Genomic DNA, 20,857 nt, shown 5'->3' on the forward strand with positions numbered 1-20,857 from the left:
ATGGCCAACTTGAAGAATCGTCCGCGTTTCGCGATTTCGGAGCGAACGGACAACCGCGTCGCGCTGAGTTCCGCCGATGGCGCGGGCATCGAACTGTTCGTCCTCGCCGATGACATCATCCGCGTGCTGGTCTTGCCGCACGGCGAGCTGCGCGGGCCGCGCACCTGGGCGATCGCGCCCGGACAGGACGACGTGCCGCTCGAAGGACGCGACCGCTACGATACGAGCGGCTTCGCGAGCGCACCGTTCACGATGTCGGACGATGACCAACACGTCGTCATCGAGACAGCGATGATCCGCTTGACGATTGCGCTCGACGGCGGCTTCTGCTCGTGGCAAATCGTGCGCGACCACCAGTGGCATCACGTCATGAACGATCGCAAGACGCAGGCGTACAACTTCGGCTGGTGGGACGAGCGCGTGTATCACTACATCGCGCGCAAGCCGGGCGAAATGTACGTGGGACTCGGCGAACGCGCGGGTTCGCTCGACCGCGCGAATCAAAGCTACGAGATGCGCAACGTCGATGCGATGGGCTACAACGCCCGCACGACCGATCCGCTCTACAAGCACATTCCGTTCTACGTGACGTGGCAGCCGGAGACATCGACGGGCTTCGGTCTCTTCTACGACACGCTCGCCGATTGCCGCTTCGACATGGGCCGCGAGCTCGACAACTATCACGGGCACTATCGGCACTTCATCGCGGAGCACGGCGATCTCGACTATTACTTCATCGCGTCACCCGACACGCCGCTTCACGCCGTGCGCCGCTTTACATGGCTGACGGGTCGTCCCGCGTGGATGCCGAAGTGGGGCCTCGGCTACTCCGGCTCGACGATGAGCTACACCGACGCCCCCGACGCGCAAAAGCGCATGGCCGAATTCATCGACCGATGCCGCGAGCACGACATCCTGTGCGATTCGTTCCATCTTTCGTCGGGCTATACGTCGATTGGCGGCAAGCGCTACGTGTTCAACTGGAATCGCGACAAGTTTCCCGATATCGACGGTTTCGTGACGAGCTATCTGCGCGAAGGCGTGCGGCTGTGTCCGAACATCAAGCCGTGTCTGCTGCGGGATCACCCGCTGTTCGATTCCGTCGCCGATGCCGGTCTCCTGATCGAAACGCGCGACGGCGAACCGGCGTGGGTGCAGTTCTGGGACGAAGTCGGCGCGTATCTCGACTTCACGAATCCGCGGACCATCGACTGGTGGAAAGCGCGCGTGAAGGAAAGCCTGCTCGCGCACGGCATCGCCGCGACGTGGAACGACAACAACGAGTTCGAAATCTGGAGCGCGGATGCAATCGCGCGCGGCTTCGGCGAGCCGTTTCCGGCGCGCGAGGCCAAGGTCCTGCAGACGCAACTGATGATGCGCGCCTCGCGCGACGCGCAGCGCGAACATGCGCCCGGCGTGCGGCCGTTTCTCGTATCGCGCTCGGGCGGCGTCGGCATGCATCGATATGTGCAGACGTGGTCGGGCGACAACTACACGTCGTGGGACACGCTGCGCTTCAATCTCAAGATGGGCCTCGGTCTCGCGATGTCGGGCGTGTCGAACAGCGGGCATGACATCGGCGGCTTCGCGGGGCCCGCGCCGGATCCCGAACTGCTGTCGCGCTGGGTCGCGTTCGGCATCTTTCTGCCGCGCTTTTCCATCCACTCATGGAACGACGACGGCACCGTCAACGAGCCTTGGATGTATCCGCAAACTACCCATCTCATCGCCGGTCTCATCAAGCTGCGTTACCGGCTGATTCCGTACCTGTACCAACTGCTGTGGCGATCGCATCGCGCGTACGAACCGGTGCTCCGTCCGATGTTCGCCGAATTCCCCGACGATCCGCTCTGCCTCGAAGACGGCGACGACATGATGCTCGGCTCGTCGCTGCTCGTCGCGCCGGTCGTCGAGGCGGCGCAAAGCGAGCGACGCATCCATCTGCCGAAGGGCGCGCGCTGGTCGTCCTACTGGAGCGGCGAAGTCTTCGACGGCGGCCAAACGGTCACGCTGCCCGCGCCGCACGATCGCCCCGTCATGCTGATCCGCGAAGGGCATGTGATTCCGCTGAACATCGCGGAGCAGCACTTCGCGCGTCCCGCCGATGAACGCGCGTTCATCGCGTTGCCTTGCGCGGGCGCCGGCGTCGCGCGCGGCGATTGCATCGAAGACGACGGCGAATCCGAAGCGTGGCGCGACGGCGTGCACGGGCGCTGGCGCGTCGTCATCGAAAGCGATGCGCGAAGCCTGCGCATCGCGATAGAACGCCACGGCGCGATGCCACGCGTACAGAACGAAGTCCGCGTGAGCGTGCCCGCATCGGATACGCGCGTCGCGACCTGCGCGACGGGCGAGCTGGCCGGCGAGCGCATCGCGGACGGCTGGCGTCATATCACGCTGCGTCTTGCAGACTGAGCCTCAACACTTCACGGGAAAGTGATCAGCAATGAAGTCCTTGAATCGCGCACGGACGCGCGCAGGCGTCCTCACGTCCATTTCTCTCGCCGTCGCCCTGTTCAGCGGCACGGCGACGGCCCAAAGCAGCGTCACGCTCTACGGCGTCGTCGATAACGCGTTCGCGTATGTCAGCAACCAGCGCGGGCAGTCCAACGTCTACATGAGCCAGGGCAATCTGCAGGCGAGCAAGTTCGGGCTTCTCGGCGCGGAAGACCTCGGCGGCGGCACGAAGGCGATCTTCCGGCTCGAAAGCGGCTTCAATTCGCTGACGGGCGCGCAAGCCAGCGCAAACGCGATGTTCAATCGTCAAGCCTATGCGGGCTTGAGCCACGAGCGTTACGGCACGCTGACGCTCGGCCGCCAGTACACGCCTTACTTCAGCATGGTCGGCGCGCTCGGACCGACGGGCGTGCTGACCGGCGCGACCGGCGCGCATCCCGGCGACGTCGATGCCCTCGACACCACGCTGCGCTTCAACAACGCGGTCACGTATGCGTCGCCGGTGATCGCGGGTCTCGCGTTCACCGTTCAATACGCGCTCGGCGGCGTGCCGGGCAGCATCGCGAGCGGCAGCAACTTCAGTGCCGCGCTTCGCTACGACTACAAGCCTTTCGCGATCGCGGCGGGCTACGTGAAGCTGAAAGACATCGCGACCAGCCCGGCGCTCGGGAGCTTCGCGATCAACTCGCCGGTGAACAACGGCTACGCGAGCGCACAAAGCGCGCAACTGATCGCGGCGGCGGCGCGCTACACGTACAACGATCTGATGCTCGGCCTCAACTATTCCAACGTGCACTATGCGCCGGGCCCGCGCTCGCTTTTCGCCGATGAAGCCGTGTCCAACAGCTACGGCGCCATCGCCGCTTACCGGTTCACGCCCGCGGTGAATGTCGCGGCGGGCTACAGCTACACGCGCGCGAGCAGGGCCAACGGCATCGGCGATGCGGCGCAGTATCACCAGATTTCGTTCGAGGAAACGTACAGCCTGTCGGCGCGCACTACGTTCTATGCGCTGCAGGCGTATCAGCACGCGCGGGGTCAGTCGCTCATCGCGTCGGGCGGAACGGGCGGCGTGGCGATTGCGAATGCCGTGGCGGTCGTCGGCGATTCGCAGAACGCGTCGCCTTCGTCGGGACCGTCGCAGTTCGTCGCGATGGTCGGCATCCGGCACGCGTTCTGATCGACGCGCCGCTACGACAGCATCCAGGTTCGCGCGAACGCATCGAAACGCGCGATTTCCTCCGCTTGCCATTGCGCGCCGTGCCCGAGTTCTTCGGCCATGATTCTGGCGACTTCGGGCGCGGCATCGCGGGCGGCGGCGGCATCGAGAAACAACGCGCGATTGCGCCGCGCGAGCACATCCTCGACACAGCGCGCGAGTTCGGCCCGCGCCGCGAAGCGCGTCTGCGCCTCGGTCAGGCCGCTCGCCTTCACCAGAACGTTTTGCGCGCCCGGCAGACGATCGATGATTGCCCCATCGGAACCGTAGTAGCCGTGTTGCTCCGCCGTCGATCCATGCAGCGGCAACGACGCCGTTCGGCACGGCGCAGCGCTCAGCAGTTGCTTGGAGACGGCGAGATCGATCACCTGCTGCGCCATCAGACGGTACGTGGTCCACTTGCCGCCCGTCACGGTGATCATGCCGGTCGCGTTCATTTCGATGGTATGTTCGCGCGACAACGACGCGGTCGATGCCGCGCCGTCACTCTTCACGAGCGGACGCAGCCCCGCCCATACGCTCAGGACATCGTCGCGCGTCGGCTTGACGGACAGATAATCGGCAGCCGTCGCGAGAATGAAATCGATGTCCTCGTCGCTCGCGCGCGGATCGAGCGGCAAGTCGTGACGCGGCGTGTCGGTCGTACCGACTATCGCGTGACCGTGCCACGGCACGATGAACAGCACGCGCCCGTCCTGCGTCTTGGGCACGAGGATCGCGCTATCGCTGCGCAGGAAGCGGCCGGGCAAGGTCAGATGCACGCCCTGGCTCGGCGCGACGATCGGGCGCGCGCCGGGCTCGGCCATCGCGCGGATCGAATCGACCCAGACGCCCGTCGCATTGACGACGCAGCGCGCGCTCACCGCGAACCGGTCGCCGCTTTCGACGTCCTCCACCTCCAGCCGATGACGCCCCGCCGCGCGATCGAACTGCACGCCGCGCACCGCCGCATTGTTCAGCGCGACGCCGCCGAGATCGAAGAGCGTGCGCATCAGCGTAATGGCGAGACGCGCGTCGTCGAACTGGCCGTCGAAATAAAGCGTGCCGCCGCGCAGCGCGTGACCGTGCAGCGATTCGGCGAGCATCGGCGATTTCGCGCGGGTTTCGGCGAGATCGAGGCTGCGGCTCGCGCGCAGGTTGAGCGAGCCCGCGAGCCAGTCGTAGATCTTGAGGCCCGCGCCGTACGTCAGCTTGTCGCCGAGCCGGTACGCGGGAACGATGAAACCGAGCGCGTGCACGAGATGCGACGCATTGCGCGCGAGCAGTCCGCGCTCTCGCAACGCTTCGCGAACGAGCGGGATGTTGCCCTGCGCGAGATAGCGCACGCCGCCGTGCACGAGCTTGGTGGCCTTGCTCGATGTGCCCTTCGCGAAGTCGCGCGCTTCGAGCAGCAAGGTCCGATAACCGCGCGACGCCGCATCGACGGCCGTGCCGAGACCGCTCGCGCCGCCGCCGATCACGACGACATCGAAGAACGGCGTCTGATCTGTTTCGCGCAAGAGCGCCGCGCGTCCGGATGGCATGTTCGTTTTCATGTCAGACCGTGGAAAGCGGTTCTTCCGCGGGATGTTCCCAGGCGCGGGCGCGATCGATCGCGCGATGCCAGCGCTCGATGTGCATCGCGCGTTCCGCCGACGCCATCGCGGGTTCGAACCGGCGCGCGGGCGGCCACGCGCTCGCGATTTCGTCGCGGCTCGACCAGAAGCCCGATCCGAGTCCGGCGAGGCAGGCCGCGCCGAGCGCGGTCGATTCCGTGACGCTCGGGCGCACGACGGGACGGCCGAGCAGATCGGCCTGAATCTGCATCAGCAGGTCGCTCTGCGACGCGCCGCCGTCCGCGCGCAGCTCGCTCACGGCGATGCCGGCATCGGCTTCCATCGCGTCGAGGACATCGACCGTCTGGAACGCGATGGCTTCGAGCGCGGCCCGCGCGATATGCGCGCGATTCGTCCCGCGCGTCATGCCGAGCAGCGTGCCGCGCGCGTAGGGATCCCAATACGGCGCGCCCAGACCCGCGAATGCGGGCGCGAGCACGACGCCTTCGCTCGACGAACATTGCGCGGCGAGCGCGCTGATTTCCGCCGCGCTTTCGATGAACCCGAGACCGTCGCGCAGCCACTGGACGATCGCGCCGCCCATGAAAACCGCGCCTTCCAGCGCGTAGGTGCGCTGCCCGCCGAATTCCCAGCCGATCGTGGTCAACAGCCGATGCCGCGATGCGACCGGCTGCGCGCCTGTGTTCATCAGCATGAAAAGGCCGGTGCCGTAGGTATTCTTGACGAGGCCCGGCTCGACGCAGCCCTGCCCGAAGGTCGCGGCCTGCTGGTCGCCGGCGACGCCTGTGATCGGAATCGGCGCGCCGAACAACGCGGCGTCGGTATGGGCGATCGCTCCGCTCGATGCCACGACTTCGGGAAGCACGGCGCGCGGGATATCGAAGAGCGCCAGCAGCCCGTCGTCCCATGCGCCTGCGCGGATGTCGAAGAGCGCGGTGCGCGCGGCATTCGATACATCGGTTACGTGGCGGCGGCCTGCGCTCAGTTGCCAGAGGAGCCAGCTATCGACGGTGCCGAACGCCAATTCGCCGCGGCACGCGCGCGCGCGCAGGCCGGGCGCGCTGTCGAGCAGCCACGCGAGCTTGGTCGCGGAAAAGTATGGATCGATGCGCAAGCCCGTCTTTTCTTCGATGAGCGATTCCGCGCCGGATTCGATCAGACGGGCGCAATGCGCGGCGGTGCGGCGGTCCTGCCAGACGATCGCGGGTCCGACGGGCGCGCCCGTTTGCCGGTCCCAGAGCAGCGTGGTTTCGCGCTGATTGGCGATGCCGATGGCGGCGATATCCGAAGCCCGCGCGCCGGCCTTCTGCATCGCTTCGTGCGCGACGGCGAGTTGCGACTGCCAGATGTCGGCGGGATCGTGCTCGACCCGCCCCGGCTGCGGATAATGCTGCGCGAACTCCCGCTGCGCGCTCGCTATCACGCTGCCCGAATGGGCGAACAGCATCGCGCGGGAACTGGTCGTGCCCTGGTCGAGGGCAAGGATAAAACGTCGCTGGCTCATGCGGCCACTCCAGACAGCCGGTTCGGAGAATGTTCGAATACGAATCTGAATATTCGTTTTCAACCATCGTAGCATCGCGTGGCGTCGACGGAAAGATGGCGGACGCACTGTTCGAGCGCATGTGAACCGGCAATTTCAGAGCCGGCGTTGGTCGGCGGCGGCTTTCGTCGTACACTGCGCGCATCCGATAATTTTCATTTTTTTGCGATTCCGAGCAGCTTTCGATGACATCCGACCAAGCACTGAACGGCAGGCAGCGCGCGCTGCTGGATCGCGTCGCCCGAGACGGCTTCGCGACCATCGAAGACCTCGCGGCGCAATTCGACGTCACACCGCAGACGATCCGGCGCGACGTCAACTGGCTGTCCGATCGGAACCTGCTGCGCCGATATCACGGCGGCGCGAGCGCGCTGACGAGCTCCGAGAACGCCGCGTACACGGCGCGTCAGGAGATGTTTTTCGACGAGAAGCGTCGCATCGCGAGGCGGGTCGCGGCGGAGATTCCGAATCACGCGACGCTCTTCATCAATCTCGGCACGACGACCGAGGAAGTGGCGCGCGCGCTGCGCCAGCATACGGGCCTGCGCGTCATCACGAATAACCTGAACGTGGCGAACATTCTCGCGGACGAGTCCGACGCGGACCTGATGGTCGCGGGCGGCAAAGTGCGCGCGCGCGACAAGGGCGTCGTGGGCGAGCAGGCCGTCGACTTCATCCGGATGTTCAAGGTGGACTTCGGGATCATCGGCATTTCGAGCATCGAGGAAGACGGCACGCTTCGGGACTTCGACATCGCGGAAGTGCGCGTGGCGCAGGCGATCATCGAGCAGTCGCGCACGGTGTTTCTCGTTGCGGATCATTCGAAGTTCGGCCGCGCCGCGCTCGTGAAACTCGGGCATCTCAGCCAGATCGACGCGCTCTTCACCGACGCCCCGCCGCCCGAATGGATCGCGGAAAGTCTCGCCGATGTCGCCGTGCATGTCGCGGATTAAGGCGACGCGATCGGCGAACGGTCCTTGTCGTCCGCAGCGTCGCGGACACTACAATCGGGTACTTTGACAGCATCCGCTTACAAGCACGGGGACGCGAACATGGCGCAAGCGCCGCACATCGGCCGGAAGGAAGACCGCAGCACGCACAACGAACGCCGCTGGCTCACGACCGGCGGTCCGATTCTCTTTCTGCTGCTCTGGTCCGCGGGCTTTCCGATTGCGAAAACCGGCCTGCATTACGCGTCGCCGCTGACGTTTCTCGCAATACGCTTCGCATTGAGCGTCGGCGTGCTGCTCGCGGTATGCGCCGTGAAGCGTCCGAAATGGCCGCGCAACGCGCGCGCGTGGCTGCATCTCGGCGTCGTCGGCTTTCTCGTGCAGGTGATGTACTTCGGACTGAGTTATCTGTCGATGACCGCGGGCATCGCGACGTCCGTGCTCGCGCTGATCGTGTCGTTGCAGCCGATTCTCGTCGGCGTGCTCGCGCCGAAGTTCGTCGGCGAACGCATCGGCGTGCGCAGATGGATCGGCTTGCTGCTCGGGCTCGCGGGCGCGGCCGGCGTGATCGTCGCGCGCGGGCCGCTGCATGCGGAATCGCTCGGTCCGGTGCTGATGGCGATCGGCGCGCTTGTCGGCATCACGGCCGCGATGCTCTATGAAAAGCGCTTGGGGACCGCGCAAGATCCGGTGACATCGAATCTCGTGCAATACAGCGTCGGCTTCGTGTTTTGCGCGCCGATGGCCTTGCTCTTCGAGCACACGCAAGTGCAATGGACGCCGGCATTCATCGCGACGCTCGCGTATCTCGTCGTCGGCAATTCGCTGATCGCGATCACGCTGCTGCTCGCGATGACGCGTGCGGGCAAGGTCTCGCAGGTCGCGTCGCTGTTCTTCTTCGTGCCGCCGGCAGCCGCCGTGCTGTCGTACTTCTTTCTCGGCGAAGTGCTGCCGAGGACCGCATGGTATGCGATGGGCGTCGCCGTGCTCGGCGTCGCCATCGCCACATGGAAGCCGCGCAGATAGCGGCTAGTGCGAATGCTTCGGCACTTCCGCGCCACGGCATCCGACGAGAAAGTCGAAGTCGCAACCTTCATCGGCCTGAAGAACGTGCTCGACGTACAGCTTGCGATAACCCGTTTTATCCTCGGGAATCTCGCTCTTCGCCGCGTTCCACGCATCGAGGCGCGCGCGGATTTCATCGTCGCCGATGTCGATGCGTAGCACGCCGTTGTCGCAATCGAGCTCGATCCAGTCGCCATCGCGCACGATCGCAAGCGGCCCGCCCGCGCGTGCCTCGGGCGCGACGTGCAGCACGACGGTGCCATACGCGGTGCCGCTCATGCGCGCATCCGACACGCGCACCATGTCCGTCACGCCTTGCGCGAGCAGCTTCGGCGGCAAGCCCATGTTGCCGACTTCCGCCATGCCCGGATAACCCTTCGGCCCGCAATTCTTCATGACGAGCACGGAGTCCGCCGTGACATCGAGATCGGGATCGGCGATACGGTGCTTGTAGTCGTCGAAGTTCTCGAACACGACCGCGCGCCCGCGATGCTTCAGCAACGCAGCCGTCGCCGCCGACGGCTTCAGCACCGCGCCATTCGGCGCGAGATTGCCGCGCAGCACGCACAATCCGCCATCGGCGACGAGCGGCTTGTCGAGCGGGCGAATCACTTCGTCGTTGTAGAGCGGCGCTTCCTTCACGTTCTCCCACAGCGTGTGGCCGTTCGCGGTGAGCGCATCCGGATGCGGAATCAGGTTCGCTTCGCCGAGACGCCGCAAGACGGCGGGCAAGCCCCCGGCGTAGTAGAACTCTTCCATCAGGAAGCGACCCGAAGGCTGCAAATCGACGAGCGTGGGCGTACCGCGACCGATGCGCGTCCAGTCGTCGAGTTCGAGCTTCACGCCGATGCGCCCCGCGATCGCCTTCAAATGAATCGCCGCATTCGTCGATCCGCCGATCGCCGCGTTCGCACGAATCGCGTTTTCGAAGGCCTCGCGCGTGAGCAGCTTGGACAGACGCAAATCCTCGAGCGCCATTTCGACGATACGCATGCCCGACAGATGCGCGAGCACATAGCGACGCGAATCGACCGCCGGAATCGCGGCGTTGTGCGGCAGCGTGACGCCGAGCGCTTCGGCCATGCACGCCATCGTCGATGCAGTGCCCATCGTGTTGCAGGTGCCCGTCGAGCGCGACATGCCCGCTTCCGCCGACATGAACTCGTGAATCGAAATCTTGCCCGCCTTCACCTGCTCGCTGAGTTGCCATACGACCGTGCCCGAGCCGATGTCGCGTCCTTCGTGCTTGCCGTTCAACATCGGTCCGCCCGAGACGACGATCGCGGGCACGTCGCAGCTCGCCGCGCCCATCAGCAACGCGGGCGTCGTCTTGTCACAGCCGACGAGCAGCACGACCGCATCGACGGGATTGCCGCGTATCGCTTCCTCGACGTCCATGCTCGCGAGATTGCGCGTGAACATCGCGGTGGGACGCAAATTCGATTCGCCGTTGGAGAACACCGGAAACTCGACGGGGAACCCGCCCGCTTCGAACACGCCGCGCTTCACGTGCTCGGCGAGCTTGCGGAAGTGCGAATTGCACGGCGTTAGTTCGGACCACGTATTACATATGCCGATGATCGGCTTGCCCGCGAACTCGTGGTCCGGAATGCCCTGGTTTTTCATCCAGCTCCGGTACATGAACCCGTTCTTGTCGGCGGTGCCGAACCACGCGGCCGAACGGAGCTTGGCTTTTGGGGCGCTCATGGCTTTGATCACTTGATGGGAAAGACCTATAAATAGCATGACTATATCGATGGGGCGTACCGGGAAAACGCTAATCGCCACGTCAAAACACTCTGCATATAGTTTGTCTATTGAAGTCAGCGCGCGGGCTTCGTCGTCCCAATTACTAGTTCAAAACGCCGCGCTCTCGAATCGCCCTCTCGCACTGTTCGCATGGTCATCCGCAACGCTTCGTTCTTTCATCGATGAAAGCCGCGTGTGTATGACGTGCCGTGAAACCCAGTATCTGACAGCGATCGACGATGAGTCGACCCATCGACCAACGAAGAAGAGACCGGAGGAACACATGGCGCAGAATCGGGATGACGACGCAAACGACAGCAAGCTCATCAGCGCGGGCCGGCGCGGCATCATGCAGGGCGCGGGACTCGGCGCGGCGCTGTCGCTCCTGGGCGGCGTGACCGGTGGCGGCGGTTTGATCTCGTCCGCGCAGGCGGCCGAAGCGGCGTTTCCGCAGCACAAGAAATGGAAGATCGTGTTCGTCAATCATGTGACGACGAACCCGTTCTTCGTGCCGACGCAATACGGCATTCAGGATGCGTGCTCCATGTTCGGCATGGACTATCAGTGGACCGGCTCGGCCACGTCCGACGCGGGCGAAATGGTGCGCGCGGTGAATTCTGCGATCGCTGCGAAAGCCGATGCGATCGCCGTGCCGATCGTCGATCCGAACGCATTCGACAAGCCCATTCAGGCCGCGCTCGACGCCGGCATTCCCGTATTCGCTTACAACGCCGATGCGCCGCGCGGCAAGACGAATCCGCGGCTCGCTTACATCGGACAGGATCTGTATCTGTCGGGTTATCAGATGGGCGAGCGAATCGCCAGCATGATCGACAGCGGCATGGTCGCGCTTTTCATCGCGACGCCGGGACAGTTGAACATTCAGCCGCGTCTCGACGGCGCGAGCGATGCGATCAAGAAATCCGGCAAGAAGATCGACATTCAGACCGTTGCGACGGGCGCGACCGTCAACGAAGAACTGTCGAAGATCAAGTCGTTCTATCTCGGCCATCAGGACCTGAAAGGCATGTTCGCAGTCGATGCCGGCAGCACGCAAGGCGTCGCGCAAGTGATGAAGGAATCGAACCTGCCTTCGAAGGGCGTGCATGGCGGCGGCTTCGATCTGTTGCCGCAGACGATCCAGCTCATCCACGAAGGCTTCCTCGATTTCACCATCGACCAGCAGCCGTATGTGCAGGGCTTCTACACGGTGATGGAAGCGTTCGTGTTCCTCGCGTCGGGCGGGCTCGTCGGGCCGGCGAACATCAATACCGGTCTCAAGTTCGTGACGAAGGATACGGTGGAGCCGTATCTCAACACGTCGACGCGTTATGAAGGCAAGACCACCAAGCCGCAAATCGTGCCGATGAAAGGGGCGATCAAGTCCTGATGAACACAGTGAACGAACCCCGTAAAGCAACGACGCCCGCGCGGATCGCCAGTCCGCGCGGTGCGTGGGCGTCGCATTGGGCGCCGGAGTTGCGCATCCTCCTCGTGGCCGTGCTGCTCGCGGCTTACTTCCAGTTCATCAACCACGACTTCCTGTTCAGCAACGCGAGCCTCGTCAACCTTTCGCAGTATGTCGCGCCGGTCGCGATCATCGCGTTCGGCGAGATCATGCTGATGATCGGCGGCGACATCGATCTGTCGGCGGGCATGGTCTTCGCATTCGCGCCGTTCATGATGGTGTTCGCGAACGAAGCGGGCGCGCCGATGTGGCTCGCGGTGATCGCGGGGCTCATCGCCGCGGCGATCATCGGCTTCGTGAACGGCGCGGTGACGGTCTTTCTGCGCCTGCCTTCGTTCGTGACGACGCTCGGCACGCTCTTTCTCATCAACGGCATCACGCTGACCGTCTCGCGGGGCACGCCCGCCGCGACGCCGGGCTCGCCGGAATTCGCCGCCGTGATGGGCGCGTGGGGCTATAGCGAGATCATCTGGACCGTTGCGATCGCGTTCGTCATGCATGTGCTGTTGCGGCATACGCGCTGGGGTCTGCACACGCAGGCGGCGGGCGCGAATCCGCTCGGCGCGAGCGAAGCGGGCATTCATGTGAACCGGCTGCGGCTCGGCAATTTCGTGCTCGCGGCGGTGCTCGCCGGATTCACGGGCATTCTCGAAAGCTTTCGCATCACGTCGATCGATCCGCAAGCGGGCGGCAATCAGATCATGTTCCTCGCCGTGGCCGCTGCCGTGATCGGCGGGACGCCCTTGACGGGCGGCTCGGGCACGATTGTCGGCGGACTGCTCGGCGCGGCGGTGCTCGGCATTCTGAGCGATGGCTTCACGCTCATCGGCATCAACGCGTTCACGTTCAACATCATTCTCGGCGCCGCGATTCTCGCCGCGATGATCTTCAATATCCACATCGGCCGCATTCGCCGCAAGGGAGCACGGTGATGGCAGACCCGCAAGCAGTAGCCGCCACCGATCTCGCGCTGCGCGGCGACAAGCTCGTCAAACGCTTCGGCGCGGTGACGGCGCTCGACGGCGTGTCGCTTACGCTCGGCCGTGGCGAGATTCTCGGCATTCTCGGCGACAACGGCGCGGGCAAGTCGACGCTCGTGAAGATTCTCACGGGCTTTCATCAGCAGACGAGCGGCACGCTGCATGTGCACGGCGAGGAAACGCTGCTGAAGTCCGTCGATCATGCGCGCGCGCTCGGCATCGAATGCGTGTATCAGGACCTTGCGCTCGCGAATTCGCTGTCGATTTATCACAACATGTTCCTCAATCGCGAGATCGTGCGGCGCGGTCCGTTCAGGCTCGTCGACCACAAGCAGATGCGCGAGCGCGCGGCGCAATGTCTCGAGGATATCGGCGTACATGTGCCTTCGGTCGATCTGCCGGTCGAGCGTCTGTCGGGCGGTCAGCGTCAGGCGATCGCGGTCGCGCGCGCGGTGCATTCGAACGCGAAAATCCTGTTGCTCGACGAGCCGCTCGCCGCGATGGGCGCGCGCGAGGCCGCGCTCATCATCGATCTCGTGATGCGTTTGAAGGAAAAGGGCGGCCTCTCGATCATCATGATCATGCACAACTATGCGCAGACGCTGGACATCGCGGATCGCATCATGTTGATGCAGCGCGGCCGCGTGACTTACGAGCAGCGCAGCGCGAACACATCGGTCGCGGAACTGATGGATATCGTGAGACGGGAATATCGGGCGATGCGCGCGACGACCGCTCAATAGCCGTTTCGAGCTGCGCGTTATGGATTACCGCAACCCCAAGCAACGCAAGAGCATGCACGGACGCATCGTGCAGGAGCTCGGCATGCAGATCGTAAGCGGGCGCATTGCGCCGGGCGAGCGTCTGCCCGCCGAGCCCACGCTCTGCGAAAGCTACGGCGTGAGCCGTCCCGTGCTGCGCGAAGCGACGCGCGTGCTCGTCGCGAAGGGGCTCGTCGTATCGAAGCCGCGCGTGGGCAGCGTCGTGCGCGCGCGCGACGAATGGCACATGCTCGACCCCGACGTGCTCGTCTGGACCATCAGCCATCTTCCCGAAGGCGAGTTCTTCCGCTCGCTGATGACAGTCCGCCAGATCATCGAACCGGCCGCTGCCGCGCTCGCGGCCATCTCCGCGACGGATGACGACATCGCGCGCATCGGCGCTGCGTATGAGCGCATGGAAGGTGCGCAGACCGCCGCCGATCTGCTCGTTCCGGACCTCGAGTTTCATCGCTCGATCATGGCGGCCACGCACAACGACATGCTCGCGTATATCGGCAACATGCTGTCGCTCGCGCTCAGCGAGTCGATCAAGCTCACGAGCCGCCACCCGAATACGCACGCGCTGTCACTACCGCGTCACAAGGCGATCTTCACCGCGATCGCGAACCGCGATGCGCTCGCGGCGCGTCAGGCGAGCGTCGTGCAGCTCGACAACGCACGCGCCGACGCCACGTCCATCCTCGGCGGCGCGGCGCTCGAACCGGACCGTCCCCTCTCCGGGTAAGTTTTCCCGATCTTTCGCGTCGTAACGTTTGCATCGGACGAAATTCGTTCAAGTCCCGTTCATCCCTGCCGTAAACCCTATTGAGACCGGCTTCGACGCGGTCTCCTCTTCGCCCCACGTGTCCGGCAGCGCCCTCTTCCGGACGGCTCACCGGGGTTAATCGACAAGCATTCCACCGTTCCTGCGTCCGACGCGGGACGAAGGTCCGTTACCGGTCCGTCCGCGTTCGTCCGGACGACTCGCGCAACGTACGCCTACTTCGTGGAGATGGATGTCAGCCACTTAGTAATCCGTATTGAAATGACGAACTTCGCTCCGGCCTTCCGCTTCATCCGATTCAAGTCTATTGCGCTCGTTGCAGCGGTGAGCGTGTTGGTCGCCGCATGCGGCGGCGGCGGTGGCGGCGGCAGCGACAACGCATCATCGAGTAGCGCCGCGCAGAGCGGCAGCGCGTCGGCTTCTTCCGCGAGCGTGACGGGATCGGATACATCGCCATCGGGCACGGGGACGACCAAGCTCACGACGAGCCCGCCCGCCACCGCGAGCGACACCTCCGACGACGCCGCGTCGAGCGGCACATCTTCGCCCACGGCCAGCGCGCCCGCTCCGGCGTCGAGCACGGATAGCACGAGCACCGATAACTCGAGCACCGGCAACACAGGCACCACGACGCCGACGCCGACGCCGTCCGCGCGACTCTTCTACGGCGTGAACGGTCACAACAATGAAGGCGGCGCCTACGATATCTCCAGCCCCGCGCTGCAGCTTTCGCAATTGCAGGATCTCGGCGCGAAGCTGTATCGCAACGAGGTCTATAGCCAGGGCACCGCGAACAAGCTCGCGGGCATCGCCGACATCATGGCGGCAGGCGGCGTCACCGTGTATCCGGTGATCCTGATGGATATCGCCACGTTCATCAACGAAACCGACGGCTACAACGCCGGTTTCGCGCTCGGCCAACAGACGGCGAGTTCGCGCCGCTATGCGTACTACGAGGTCACGAACGAGATGGAATCGGCGCTGTTGCTCGGCAATGTCGATGGCGTGCTTCCGTCGCAATACGATGCCGTCAAGTTCAGGATCCTGCGCGGCGTCATTCGCGGGATGATCGCGGGCATCAAGTCGGTCGATACGTCGGGGAAGATCATTCTGGGCGGCGGCACCTGGCTGCACTACGGCTTCGCGCAAATGCTCGCGGCCGGCACGGAGCCGGATGGCAGCACGGGGCATGAGGTCGTGAATTGGGACATCACCGCGTGGCACTGGTACTCGGACATGAACGACATCACCAACGCGTGCGGCGGCACGGGCTGTCACAACGTGCTCGCGGCGCTTCAGGCGCTCGGCAAGCCGATCTGGATCAACGAGGCCGGCGTGCGCCCGAACTTCGGCACCGATCAGCAGATCGCGGCATATCTCGTCGGCAACAAGATGTTGGCGCAGTTCGTCGCGCTCGCATCGACCTACGGCATCGAATCGGTTCAGACGTACCAACTCTACGACGATCCGGCGGGTCTTCCGGGCGGCGGCGCATACGGCTTGCTCGAGAACGACGGCCACACGCAGAAGGACGCCTATGCCGCGTACAAGAATTTCGTCGCGGCGCATCCTATGTGATGCTTTCCCCTTCGATCAGCACGCGGCCATTGTCGATGCAGATGGGTATGTGCCTGAGACTCGCGCCAAGGCATGGACCATCGACGCACACGCCGTCTTCGAAGCGAAACATCGCGCTGTGATGCGCGCACATCAGCAGCGCGCCTTCATAGGTCCAGAACGCGTCGGGCTCGTAGTTGAGCGGTATCGAGAAATGCGGGCAAACGTTGCGATACGCCCACGCATCGCCGCCGCGTCGCAGAACGAGAACCGATGGCGCGGCTTCGAAGCCGCCGCCATCGGGAATGTCGTCGAGCGCGCAAAGAACGTTCACGCGGGCTCCTTCACGAGCAGCGTGAAATCGCGCGCCACCTCGTAACCGCCCTCCTTCGCCACATACTCGATGACGAGCGAGCGCTTCACGCCGAACACTGCATCGGAGTTCACATACGGATCGTCGGACGAGTAGAGCGCGGTTGTCAGCGGCTCGTAGCCGGGTGCGTCGATACGAAAATGGATGTGCGCGGGACGCATCGGATGACGTCCCGTCGCGACGAGCATCTGGCCGACGGGACCATCGGTCGGAATCGGATAGCTCGTCGGCTTGATCGAATGGAACGCGTACGCGCCGTCGGCATTCGTGCGAAAGCGCCCGCGCAGATTGCCTTCCGGCTGATCCGGGTCTTGCCCTTCGTACATGCCGTTCGGCGCGGTTTGCCAGACTTCGATCAGCGCATCGGCGACGGGCTTGCCGTTCACGTCGCCGACCGTGCCATGAAAGAACACCGGCTCGCCATCGCTTTGCGCGATGTTCGCGCCGAACGCCGATTCCTTCACGCCATCGCGATAGAACGGGCCGAGCAGACTGCTCTCGGTCGCGGCTTCATCGTGATGCTGATTGATGTCGTCGAGCACGATGGAAAGCCCCAGCGTATCCGACAGCAGAATGAACTCCTGCCGGATGCCGTCGCACTTCTTGCCCGTCGCCGTGAGGAACTCGATGCCGCGTCGCCATTCGTCGTGCGTGAGGTTCACTTCGCGCGCGAACGCATGCAGATGACGCACCAGCGCGACGACGATCTCCTTCGTGCGCGCATCGGCGCATTGGCCGAAGGCGTCGGCGACGGATTGCGTGAGGTGTTCGTTCATGGTCGTCGTCCTTCGTAGGCCGCTTCGATCAGCGCACGCAGCGGCGCGCGTTCGACCGGACGCGGATTCCAGTACGGGCTTTTCAACGCGATATCGACGGCGATGTCGATATCGCTCTCCTTCATGCCGATGTCCTTGAGCGCGGTCGGCGCGCCGTTCGCCCGTGCGAGGTCGAATGTGCCTTGCGCGGCATCGTCGGCGTCCAATGCGCGAGCGATGCGCTTCATCGCGCCGGGCGCGGCATCGCGGTTATAGGCGAGCGCGTGCGGCAGCACGATGGTATGCGTTTCCGCGTGCGGCAGATTGAACGTACCGCCGAGCGTATGACACAGCTTGTGATGCAACGACATGCCTACGCTTCCGAGCACCGCGCCGCACAGCCAAGCGCCGTAGAGACAATCGCTGCGCGCATTCATATCCTCAGGATTCCGGACGACCTTGCCGATCCCTTGCGCGAGCGCGCGAATGCCTTCTTCGGCCATCAGGCTCACGATGGGATTCGCGTCCTGCGCGTACAGTCCTTCGGCAGCGTGCGCGATCGCGTTGATGCCGCTCGTCACTGAAAGCGACGCAGGCAGCGAGACCGTGAGTTGCGGATCGTAGATCACGGTTTTCGGCAGCACGCGCATGTCGCGGCCGGTCTTCTTCAAGCCGGCTTCGGTGAGGCCGTAGATCGGCGTCATTTCCGAGCCTGCGTAAGTGGTCGGCACGGCGAGTATCGGCAATGACGATGTCAACGCGATCGCCTTGCCGAGACCGGTCGTTGAGCCGCCGCCGATGGCGATCGCGCAATCCGCGCCGATGCGCTCCGCATACTCCCGCGCCGCGCGCGCCGTTTCGACGGGAACGTGCATCACCGCTTCGGCGAACACGCCCGCCGCGCGATGTCCGATGCGTTCGGCGAGCGCTTCGGCCTGATCGCGTTGCGGCGGCGTCGAGAGAATGAGCGCGCGCCTTGCGCCCAGAAGTTCGATCTCGCGTTCGACGTGTTCGATGCTTCCGGCACCGAACACGACGCGCGACGGCATGCCCTGATAAACGAACGATTGCATGATTTCGGGTGCGCTCAACGTGGATAGTAAGGCGGAATATTGGCGTCGACATTCACCCACACCGACTTTGCCTGAGTATATTCGCGCATCACTTCGAAGCCCATCTCGCGTCCGTATCCGCTCGCGCCGACGCCGCCGAAAGGCGATCCCGGACTCACGCGCTTGTAGCAGTTGATCCACACCATGCCGCTCTTCAGTTGCCGCGCGAAGAGATGCGCGCGTTGCAGATCGCGCGTCCAGAGTCCCGCGCCCAGGCCGTATTCGGTGCCGTTGGCAATCGCCAGTCCTTCTTCATCCGATTTGAACGTGCTGACGGTGACGAACGGGCCGAACACTTCCTCCTGCGCGACGCGATCGGTCGGCTTCGCCTGCACGATGGTCGGTTCGACATAGCAGCCTTTCGCGAGCCCCGCGGCGTCCGGCGACTTGCCGCCCGCGAGCACGCGACCGCCCTGCTCCCGCGCGACATCGACATACGAAAGCACGCGATCGCGATGCATCTGCGATGTGAGCGGACCCATTTCCGTGGACGGATCGAGCGGATCGCCGATGCGGATCGAGCGCGCGAGCGACGTAAAGCGTTCGAGCAAGTCATCGGCGATGGATTCGTGCACGATCAGCCGCGATGCCGCAATGCACGCCTGCCCTTGATTATGAAAGATGCCGAACGCGGAACCTTGCACGACAGCATCGAGATTCGCGTCGCCGAACACGACGTTCGCCCCTTTGCCGCCGAGTTCGAGCTGCACTTTCTTCAGATTGCCGCTCGATGCCTGCACGATCTTGCGGCCCACCGCCGTCGATCCGGTGAACGCCACCTTGCCGATCTCCGGGTGCTCCGCGATGTATTGACCCGCGACGTGACCGAGACCCGGCAGCACGTTCACGACGCCCGCCGGAAAGCCGACCTCGGCCATCAACTGCGCGATCGCGAGGCTCGACAAGGGCGTGAGTTCGGCGGGCTTCATCACGACGCAATTGCCCGCCGCGAGCGCGGGCGCCATCTTCCAGCTCGTGAACATCAGCGGAAAATTCCACGGCACCACTTGTCCGACGATGCCGACCGGTTCGCGCGTCAGATAGTTGAGAAAGCCGGCTTCGACAGGAATCACCGAGCCTTCGAACTTGTCGGCCATGCCGCCGAAATAGCGGAACGTCGCGGCCGTGCGCGGCACGTCGAGATTGCGCGTATCGCGAATCGGATGGCCGGTGTCCATCGATTCGAGGCGCGCGAGTTCATCGGCGTTCGCTTCGATAGCGTCGGCGAGTTTCAGGAGCAGGCGTCCGCGATCCGCCGCCGCCATCGCGCTCCACGCCGGGAATGCCTTTTTTGCGGCTTGAACCGCGCGATCGACATCCTCGCGGCCGGCCATCGAGACTTGCGCGATCTCGCTGTTGTCGTGCGGATTCAGTGTCGCGAGCGTTTCGCCGGACAGGGCGGCCACGAAGCGGCCGTCGATGAAGAGTTGCGTTTGCATGTCTTGCTCGTGTCGAAGATTGAAGACGAAGCGTTCCCCGCGACGCCTTTTTCAAGGCATCGTTCTTGTCGAAGGGAAACCGTAGGCGGCTTAGAACGCGACCGGATACGGCGGCAGTTCGCCGCTTTCGTAGCGCCTCGGCAGATCGGGCGTCGCGTTCTCCCAGACGAGAAGCATCGAGCGTTTCTGCGAATAACCCTTGTGGCGGATGTCGGCGGGCATCGCGGCGATATCGCCGGCGTTCATCGTGATGCGCGCGCGCGGCTCGCCGGTGTCCTTGTCGGCCACATCCCAGATGATCTGATCCGACAGTTGCAGGAACCACTCGACGCGATCGTTGCCGTGAAAAACCGGCAGCACGAATTCCTCGGTCGTCGGGCAAAAGAGGCTTTGCTTGCACACGGACGTGACCGATGGATTCCACGTCACGTCCGAACGCGACAGATACTTGAAGAGGCTGAACGCGTGCAATTGCCCTTCGAATTCAGGCTCCGCGTGAATCTCCGGCTCGTCTTGCGATACATCCGCGAACTGGCGATTCACCGGGAAGTCGTCGCGCAACGGCGAATCGCCTTCGAGGCCCGGCATGCGCTTCGTCGCGATGCGCGTGCGGTCGATCGCCGCGATGTTGTCGCCGTGCTTGGCGCCGAATGCCGAGCCGGTTTCCTCGGGAGCCGCGAACGGATCGAAGCCTTCGTTCACCCAGTCCTTCAGGATTGCCTTGAACGTCGCCATGATGATCGGCGTTTCGAATTGCTGCGTGTAATCGACGCCCGCTTCGCGGAAGCTCGCGTTGTACGCGCCGGCATACATGTCGACCTTGCCGTAGTGATTGCGCGTGCCGATCACTTCATCGAAATTGACCCAGCCGTAGAAGAAACCCCACGCGACGTCGCGCATCATCGCGCGCAGGAAGTCGTCGGCGTGCATCTGATGCGAGCGCGTCTGTCCTTCTGCCGGCCACTTCACGGTGACGAAATACGCGTCGCGGCTGAACTCGAACTCGCCGAGCTTGAACGTGCGATAGCCGGTGGACGCATCGGGGTCGGTGGCGACGACGCTTTGCAGAAAAATGGCTTGATCCATGAT

General features: G+C 64.2%; 18 protein-coding genes. 9 read left to right on the top strand and 9 right to left on the bottom strand.

The annotated features are described in order from the left end of the window. Entirely contained in the window at positions 1-2,415 is a 2,415-nt protein-coding gene (locus NCR93_RS27215; RefSeq protein WP_175980316.1) for a glycoside hydrolase family 31 protein, read from the top strand. 31 nt (positions 2,416-2,446) lie between these two features. Continuing rightward, positions 2,447-3,637 (top strand): porin, encoded by a 1,191-nt coding sequence (locus NCR93_RS27220; RefSeq protein ID WP_175980315.1) that lies wholly within the window; start codon positions 2,447-2,449, stop codon positions 3,635-3,637. A gap of 11 nt (positions 3,638-3,648) precedes the next feature. Here NCR93_RS27220 and NCR93_RS27225 read toward each other — a convergent pair whose 3' ends face one another. Beyond that, positions 3,649-5,211 carry a glycerol-3-phosphate dehydrogenase/oxidase gene (locus NCR93_RS27225; protein WP_175980314.1) on the bottom strand — a complete coding sequence of 521 codons (1,563 nt, stop codon included), beginning with the start codon at positions 5,209-5,211 and terminating at the stop codon, positions 3,649-3,651. A 1-nt stretch (position 5,212) separates the two neighbouring features. After that, positions 5,213-6,736: a glycerol kinase GlpK gene (gene glpK / locus NCR93_RS27230; protein ID WP_175980313.1), complete on the bottom strand. Its 1,524-nt coding sequence runs from the start codon at positions 6,734-6,736 to the stop codon at positions 5,213-5,215. 224 nt (positions 6,737-6,960) lie between these two features. On the opposite strand from glpK, the gene NCR93_RS27235 reads away from it, so the two are divergent. After that, positions 6,961-7,728 carry a DeoR/GlpR family DNA-binding transcription regulator gene (locus tag NCR93_RS27235; RefSeq protein WP_175980312.1) on the top strand — a complete coding sequence of 256 codons (768 nt, stop codon included), beginning with the start codon at positions 6,961-6,963 and terminating at the stop codon, positions 7,726-7,728. Positions 7,729-7,827: 99 nt separating this feature from the next. After that, complete coding sequence (locus NCR93_RS27240) at positions 7,828-8,751, top strand: DMT family transporter (RefSeq protein ID WP_175980311.1); 924 nt, start codon at positions 7,828-7,830, stop codon at positions 8,749-8,751. A gap of 3 nt (positions 8,752-8,754) precedes the next feature. On the opposite strand, the gene NCR93_RS27245 is transcribed toward NCR93_RS27240, so the two are convergent. Then, positions 8,755-10,497 carry an IlvD/Edd family dehydratase gene (locus NCR93_RS27245; RefSeq protein WP_008346097.1) on the bottom strand — a complete coding sequence of 581 codons (1,743 nt, stop codon included), beginning with the start codon at positions 10,495-10,497 and terminating at the stop codon, positions 8,755-8,757. Between the two features lie 325 nt (positions 10,498-10,822). Between NCR93_RS27245 and NCR93_RS27250 the strand changes: the two genes are divergently transcribed. From NCR93_RS27250 to NCR93_RS27265, 4 genes are read left to right on the top strand one after another with little or no spacing between them, the layout of a single operon-like run. Further along, positions 10,823-11,929, top strand: coding sequence for a sugar ABC transporter substrate-binding protein (locus NCR93_RS27250; RefSeq protein WP_008346098.1), 1,107 nt, complete (start codon positions 10,823-10,825; stop codon positions 11,927-11,929). Further along, positions 11,929-12,939, top strand: coding sequence for an ABC transporter permease (locus NCR93_RS27255; RefSeq protein WP_008346099.1), 1,011 nt, complete (start codon positions 11,929-11,931; stop codon positions 12,937-12,939). Before NCR93_RS27250 ends, NCR93_RS27255 begins: the two co-directional genes overlap by 1 nt. Next, positions 12,939-13,730 carry an ATP-binding cassette domain-containing protein gene (locus NCR93_RS27260; RefSeq protein WP_175980310.1) on the top strand — a complete coding sequence of 264 codons (792 nt, stop codon included), beginning with the start codon at positions 12,939-12,941 and terminating at the stop codon, positions 13,728-13,730. Before NCR93_RS27255 ends, NCR93_RS27260 begins: the two co-directional genes overlap by 1 nt. 19 nt (positions 13,731-13,749) lie before the next feature. Then, positions 13,750-14,493, top strand: a complete 744-nt coding sequence (locus NCR93_RS27265; protein ID WP_008346102.1) for a FadR/GntR family transcriptional regulator — start codon at positions 13,750-13,752, stop codon at positions 14,491-14,493. Between the two features lie 254 nt (positions 14,494-14,747). Here the strand turns inward: NCR93_RS27265 and NCR93_RS32060 are convergent, their stop codons facing one another. Continuing rightward, positions 14,748-15,161 carry a hypothetical protein gene (locus NCR93_RS32060; RefSeq protein WP_175980309.1) on the bottom strand — a complete coding sequence of 138 codons (414 nt, stop codon included), beginning with the start codon at positions 15,159-15,161 and terminating at the stop codon, positions 14,748-14,750. A 40-nt stretch (positions 15,162-15,201) separates the two neighbouring features. Here NCR93_RS32060 and NCR93_RS27270 point away from each other — a divergent pair, with 40 nt between their 5' ends. Next, positions 15,202-16,110 (top strand): lipopolysaccharide biosynthesis protein, encoded by a 909-nt coding sequence (locus NCR93_RS27270; RefSeq protein WP_175980308.1) that lies wholly within the window; start codon positions 15,202-15,204, stop codon positions 16,108-16,110. On the opposite strand, the gene NCR93_RS27275 is transcribed toward NCR93_RS27270, so the two are convergent. From NCR93_RS27275 to NCR93_RS27295, 5 genes are all read right to left on the bottom strand, one after another. Then, entirely contained in the window at positions 16,103-16,423 is a 321-nt protein-coding gene (locus NCR93_RS27275; RefSeq protein WP_175980307.1) for a Rieske (2Fe-2S) protein, read from the bottom strand. The genes NCR93_RS27270 and NCR93_RS27275 overlap by 8 nt on opposite strands. Then, the gene (locus tag NCR93_RS27280; RefSeq protein ID WP_175980306.1) at positions 16,420-17,238 is read right to left on the bottom strand and encodes an intradiol ring-cleavage dioxygenase; all 819 of its coding nucleotides are present in this window, start codon (positions 17,236-17,238) and stop codon (positions 16,420-16,422) included. The genes NCR93_RS27275 and NCR93_RS27280 overlap by 4 nt, the downstream gene beginning before the upstream one ends. Further along, complete coding sequence (locus tag NCR93_RS27285) at positions 17,235-18,290, bottom strand: maleylacetate reductase (protein WP_175980305.1); 1,056 nt, start codon at positions 18,288-18,290, stop codon at positions 17,235-17,237. The genes NCR93_RS27280 and NCR93_RS27285 overlap by 4 nt, the downstream gene beginning before the upstream one ends. A gap of 14 nt (positions 18,291-18,304) precedes the next feature. Continuing rightward, on the bottom strand, positions 18,305-19,768 hold the full coding sequence (locus NCR93_RS27290; protein WP_175980304.1) for an aldehyde dehydrogenase family protein: 1,464 nt from the start codon (positions 19,766-19,768) through the stop codon (positions 18,305-18,307). A gap of 90 nt (positions 19,769-19,858) precedes the next feature. Beyond that, positions 19,859-20,854, bottom strand: coding sequence for a hypothetical protein (locus tag NCR93_RS27295; RefSeq protein WP_033536888.1), 996 nt, complete (start codon positions 20,852-20,854; stop codon positions 19,859-19,861). Positions 20,855-20,857: the final 3 nt, after the last annotated feature.

The sequence above is a fragment of the Caballeronia sp. ATUFL_F1_KS39 genome, assembly GCF_023630985.1.
Taxonomy (GTDB): domain Bacteria; phylum Pseudomonadota; class Gammaproteobacteria; order Burkholderiales; family Burkholderiaceae; genus Caballeronia; species Caballeronia zhejiangensis.

Excerpts from the sequence above, each read along its gene's own strand:
- NCR93_RS27215 (WP_175980316.1), top strand. The coding sequence starts at position 1 with ATGGCCAACTTGAAGAATCGTCCGCGTTTCGCGATTTCGGAGCGAACG.
- NCR93_RS27220 (WP_175980315.1), top strand. The coding sequence starts at position 2,447 with ATGAAGTCCTTGAATCGCGCACGGACGCGCGCAGGCGTCCTCACGTCC.
- NCR93_RS27225 (WP_175980314.1), bottom strand. The coding sequence starts at position 5,211 with ATGAAAACGAACATGCCATCCGGACGCGCGGCGCTCTTGCGCGAAACA.
- glpK (WP_175980313.1), bottom strand. The coding sequence starts at position 6,736 with ATGAGCCAGCGACGTTTTATCCTTGCCCTCGACCAGGGCACGACCAGT.
- NCR93_RS27235 (WP_175980312.1), top strand. The coding sequence starts at position 6,961 with ATGACATCCGACCAAGCACTGAACGGCAGGCAGCGCGCGCTGCTGGAT.
- NCR93_RS27240 (WP_175980311.1), top strand. The coding sequence starts at position 7,828 with ATGGCGCAAGCGCCGCACATCGGCCGGAAGGAAGACCGCAGCACGCAC.
- NCR93_RS27245 (WP_008346097.1), bottom strand. The coding sequence starts at position 10,497 with ATGAGCGCCCCAAAAGCCAAGCTCCGTTCGGCCGCGTGGTTCGGCACC.
- NCR93_RS27250 (WP_008346098.1), top strand. The coding sequence starts at position 10,823 with ATGGCGCAGAATCGGGATGACGACGCAAACGACAGCAAGCTCATCAGC.
- NCR93_RS27255 (WP_008346099.1), top strand. The coding sequence starts at position 11,929 with ATGAACACAGTGAACGAACCCCGTAAAGCAACGACGCCCGCGCGGATC.
- NCR93_RS27260 (WP_175980310.1), top strand. The coding sequence starts at position 12,939 with ATGGCAGACCCGCAAGCAGTAGCCGCCACCGATCTCGCGCTGCGCGGC.
- NCR93_RS27265 (WP_008346102.1), top strand. The coding sequence starts at position 13,750 with ATGGATTACCGCAACCCCAAGCAACGCAAGAGCATGCACGGACGCATC.
- NCR93_RS27280 (WP_175980306.1), bottom strand. The coding sequence starts at position 17,238 with ATGAACGAACACCTCACGCAATCCGTCGCCGACGCCTTCGGCCAATGC.
- NCR93_RS27285 (WP_175980305.1), bottom strand. The coding sequence starts at position 18,290 with ATGCAATCGTTCGTTTATCAGGGCATGCCGTCGCGCGTCGTGTTCGGT.
- NCR93_RS27290 (WP_175980304.1), bottom strand. The coding sequence starts at position 19,768 with ATGCAAACGCAACTCTTCATCGACGGCCGCTTCGTGGCCGCCCTGTCC.
- NCR93_RS27295 (WP_033536888.1), bottom strand. The coding sequence starts at position 20,854 with ATGGATCAAGCCATTTTTCTGCAAAGCGTCGTCGCCACCGACCCCGAT.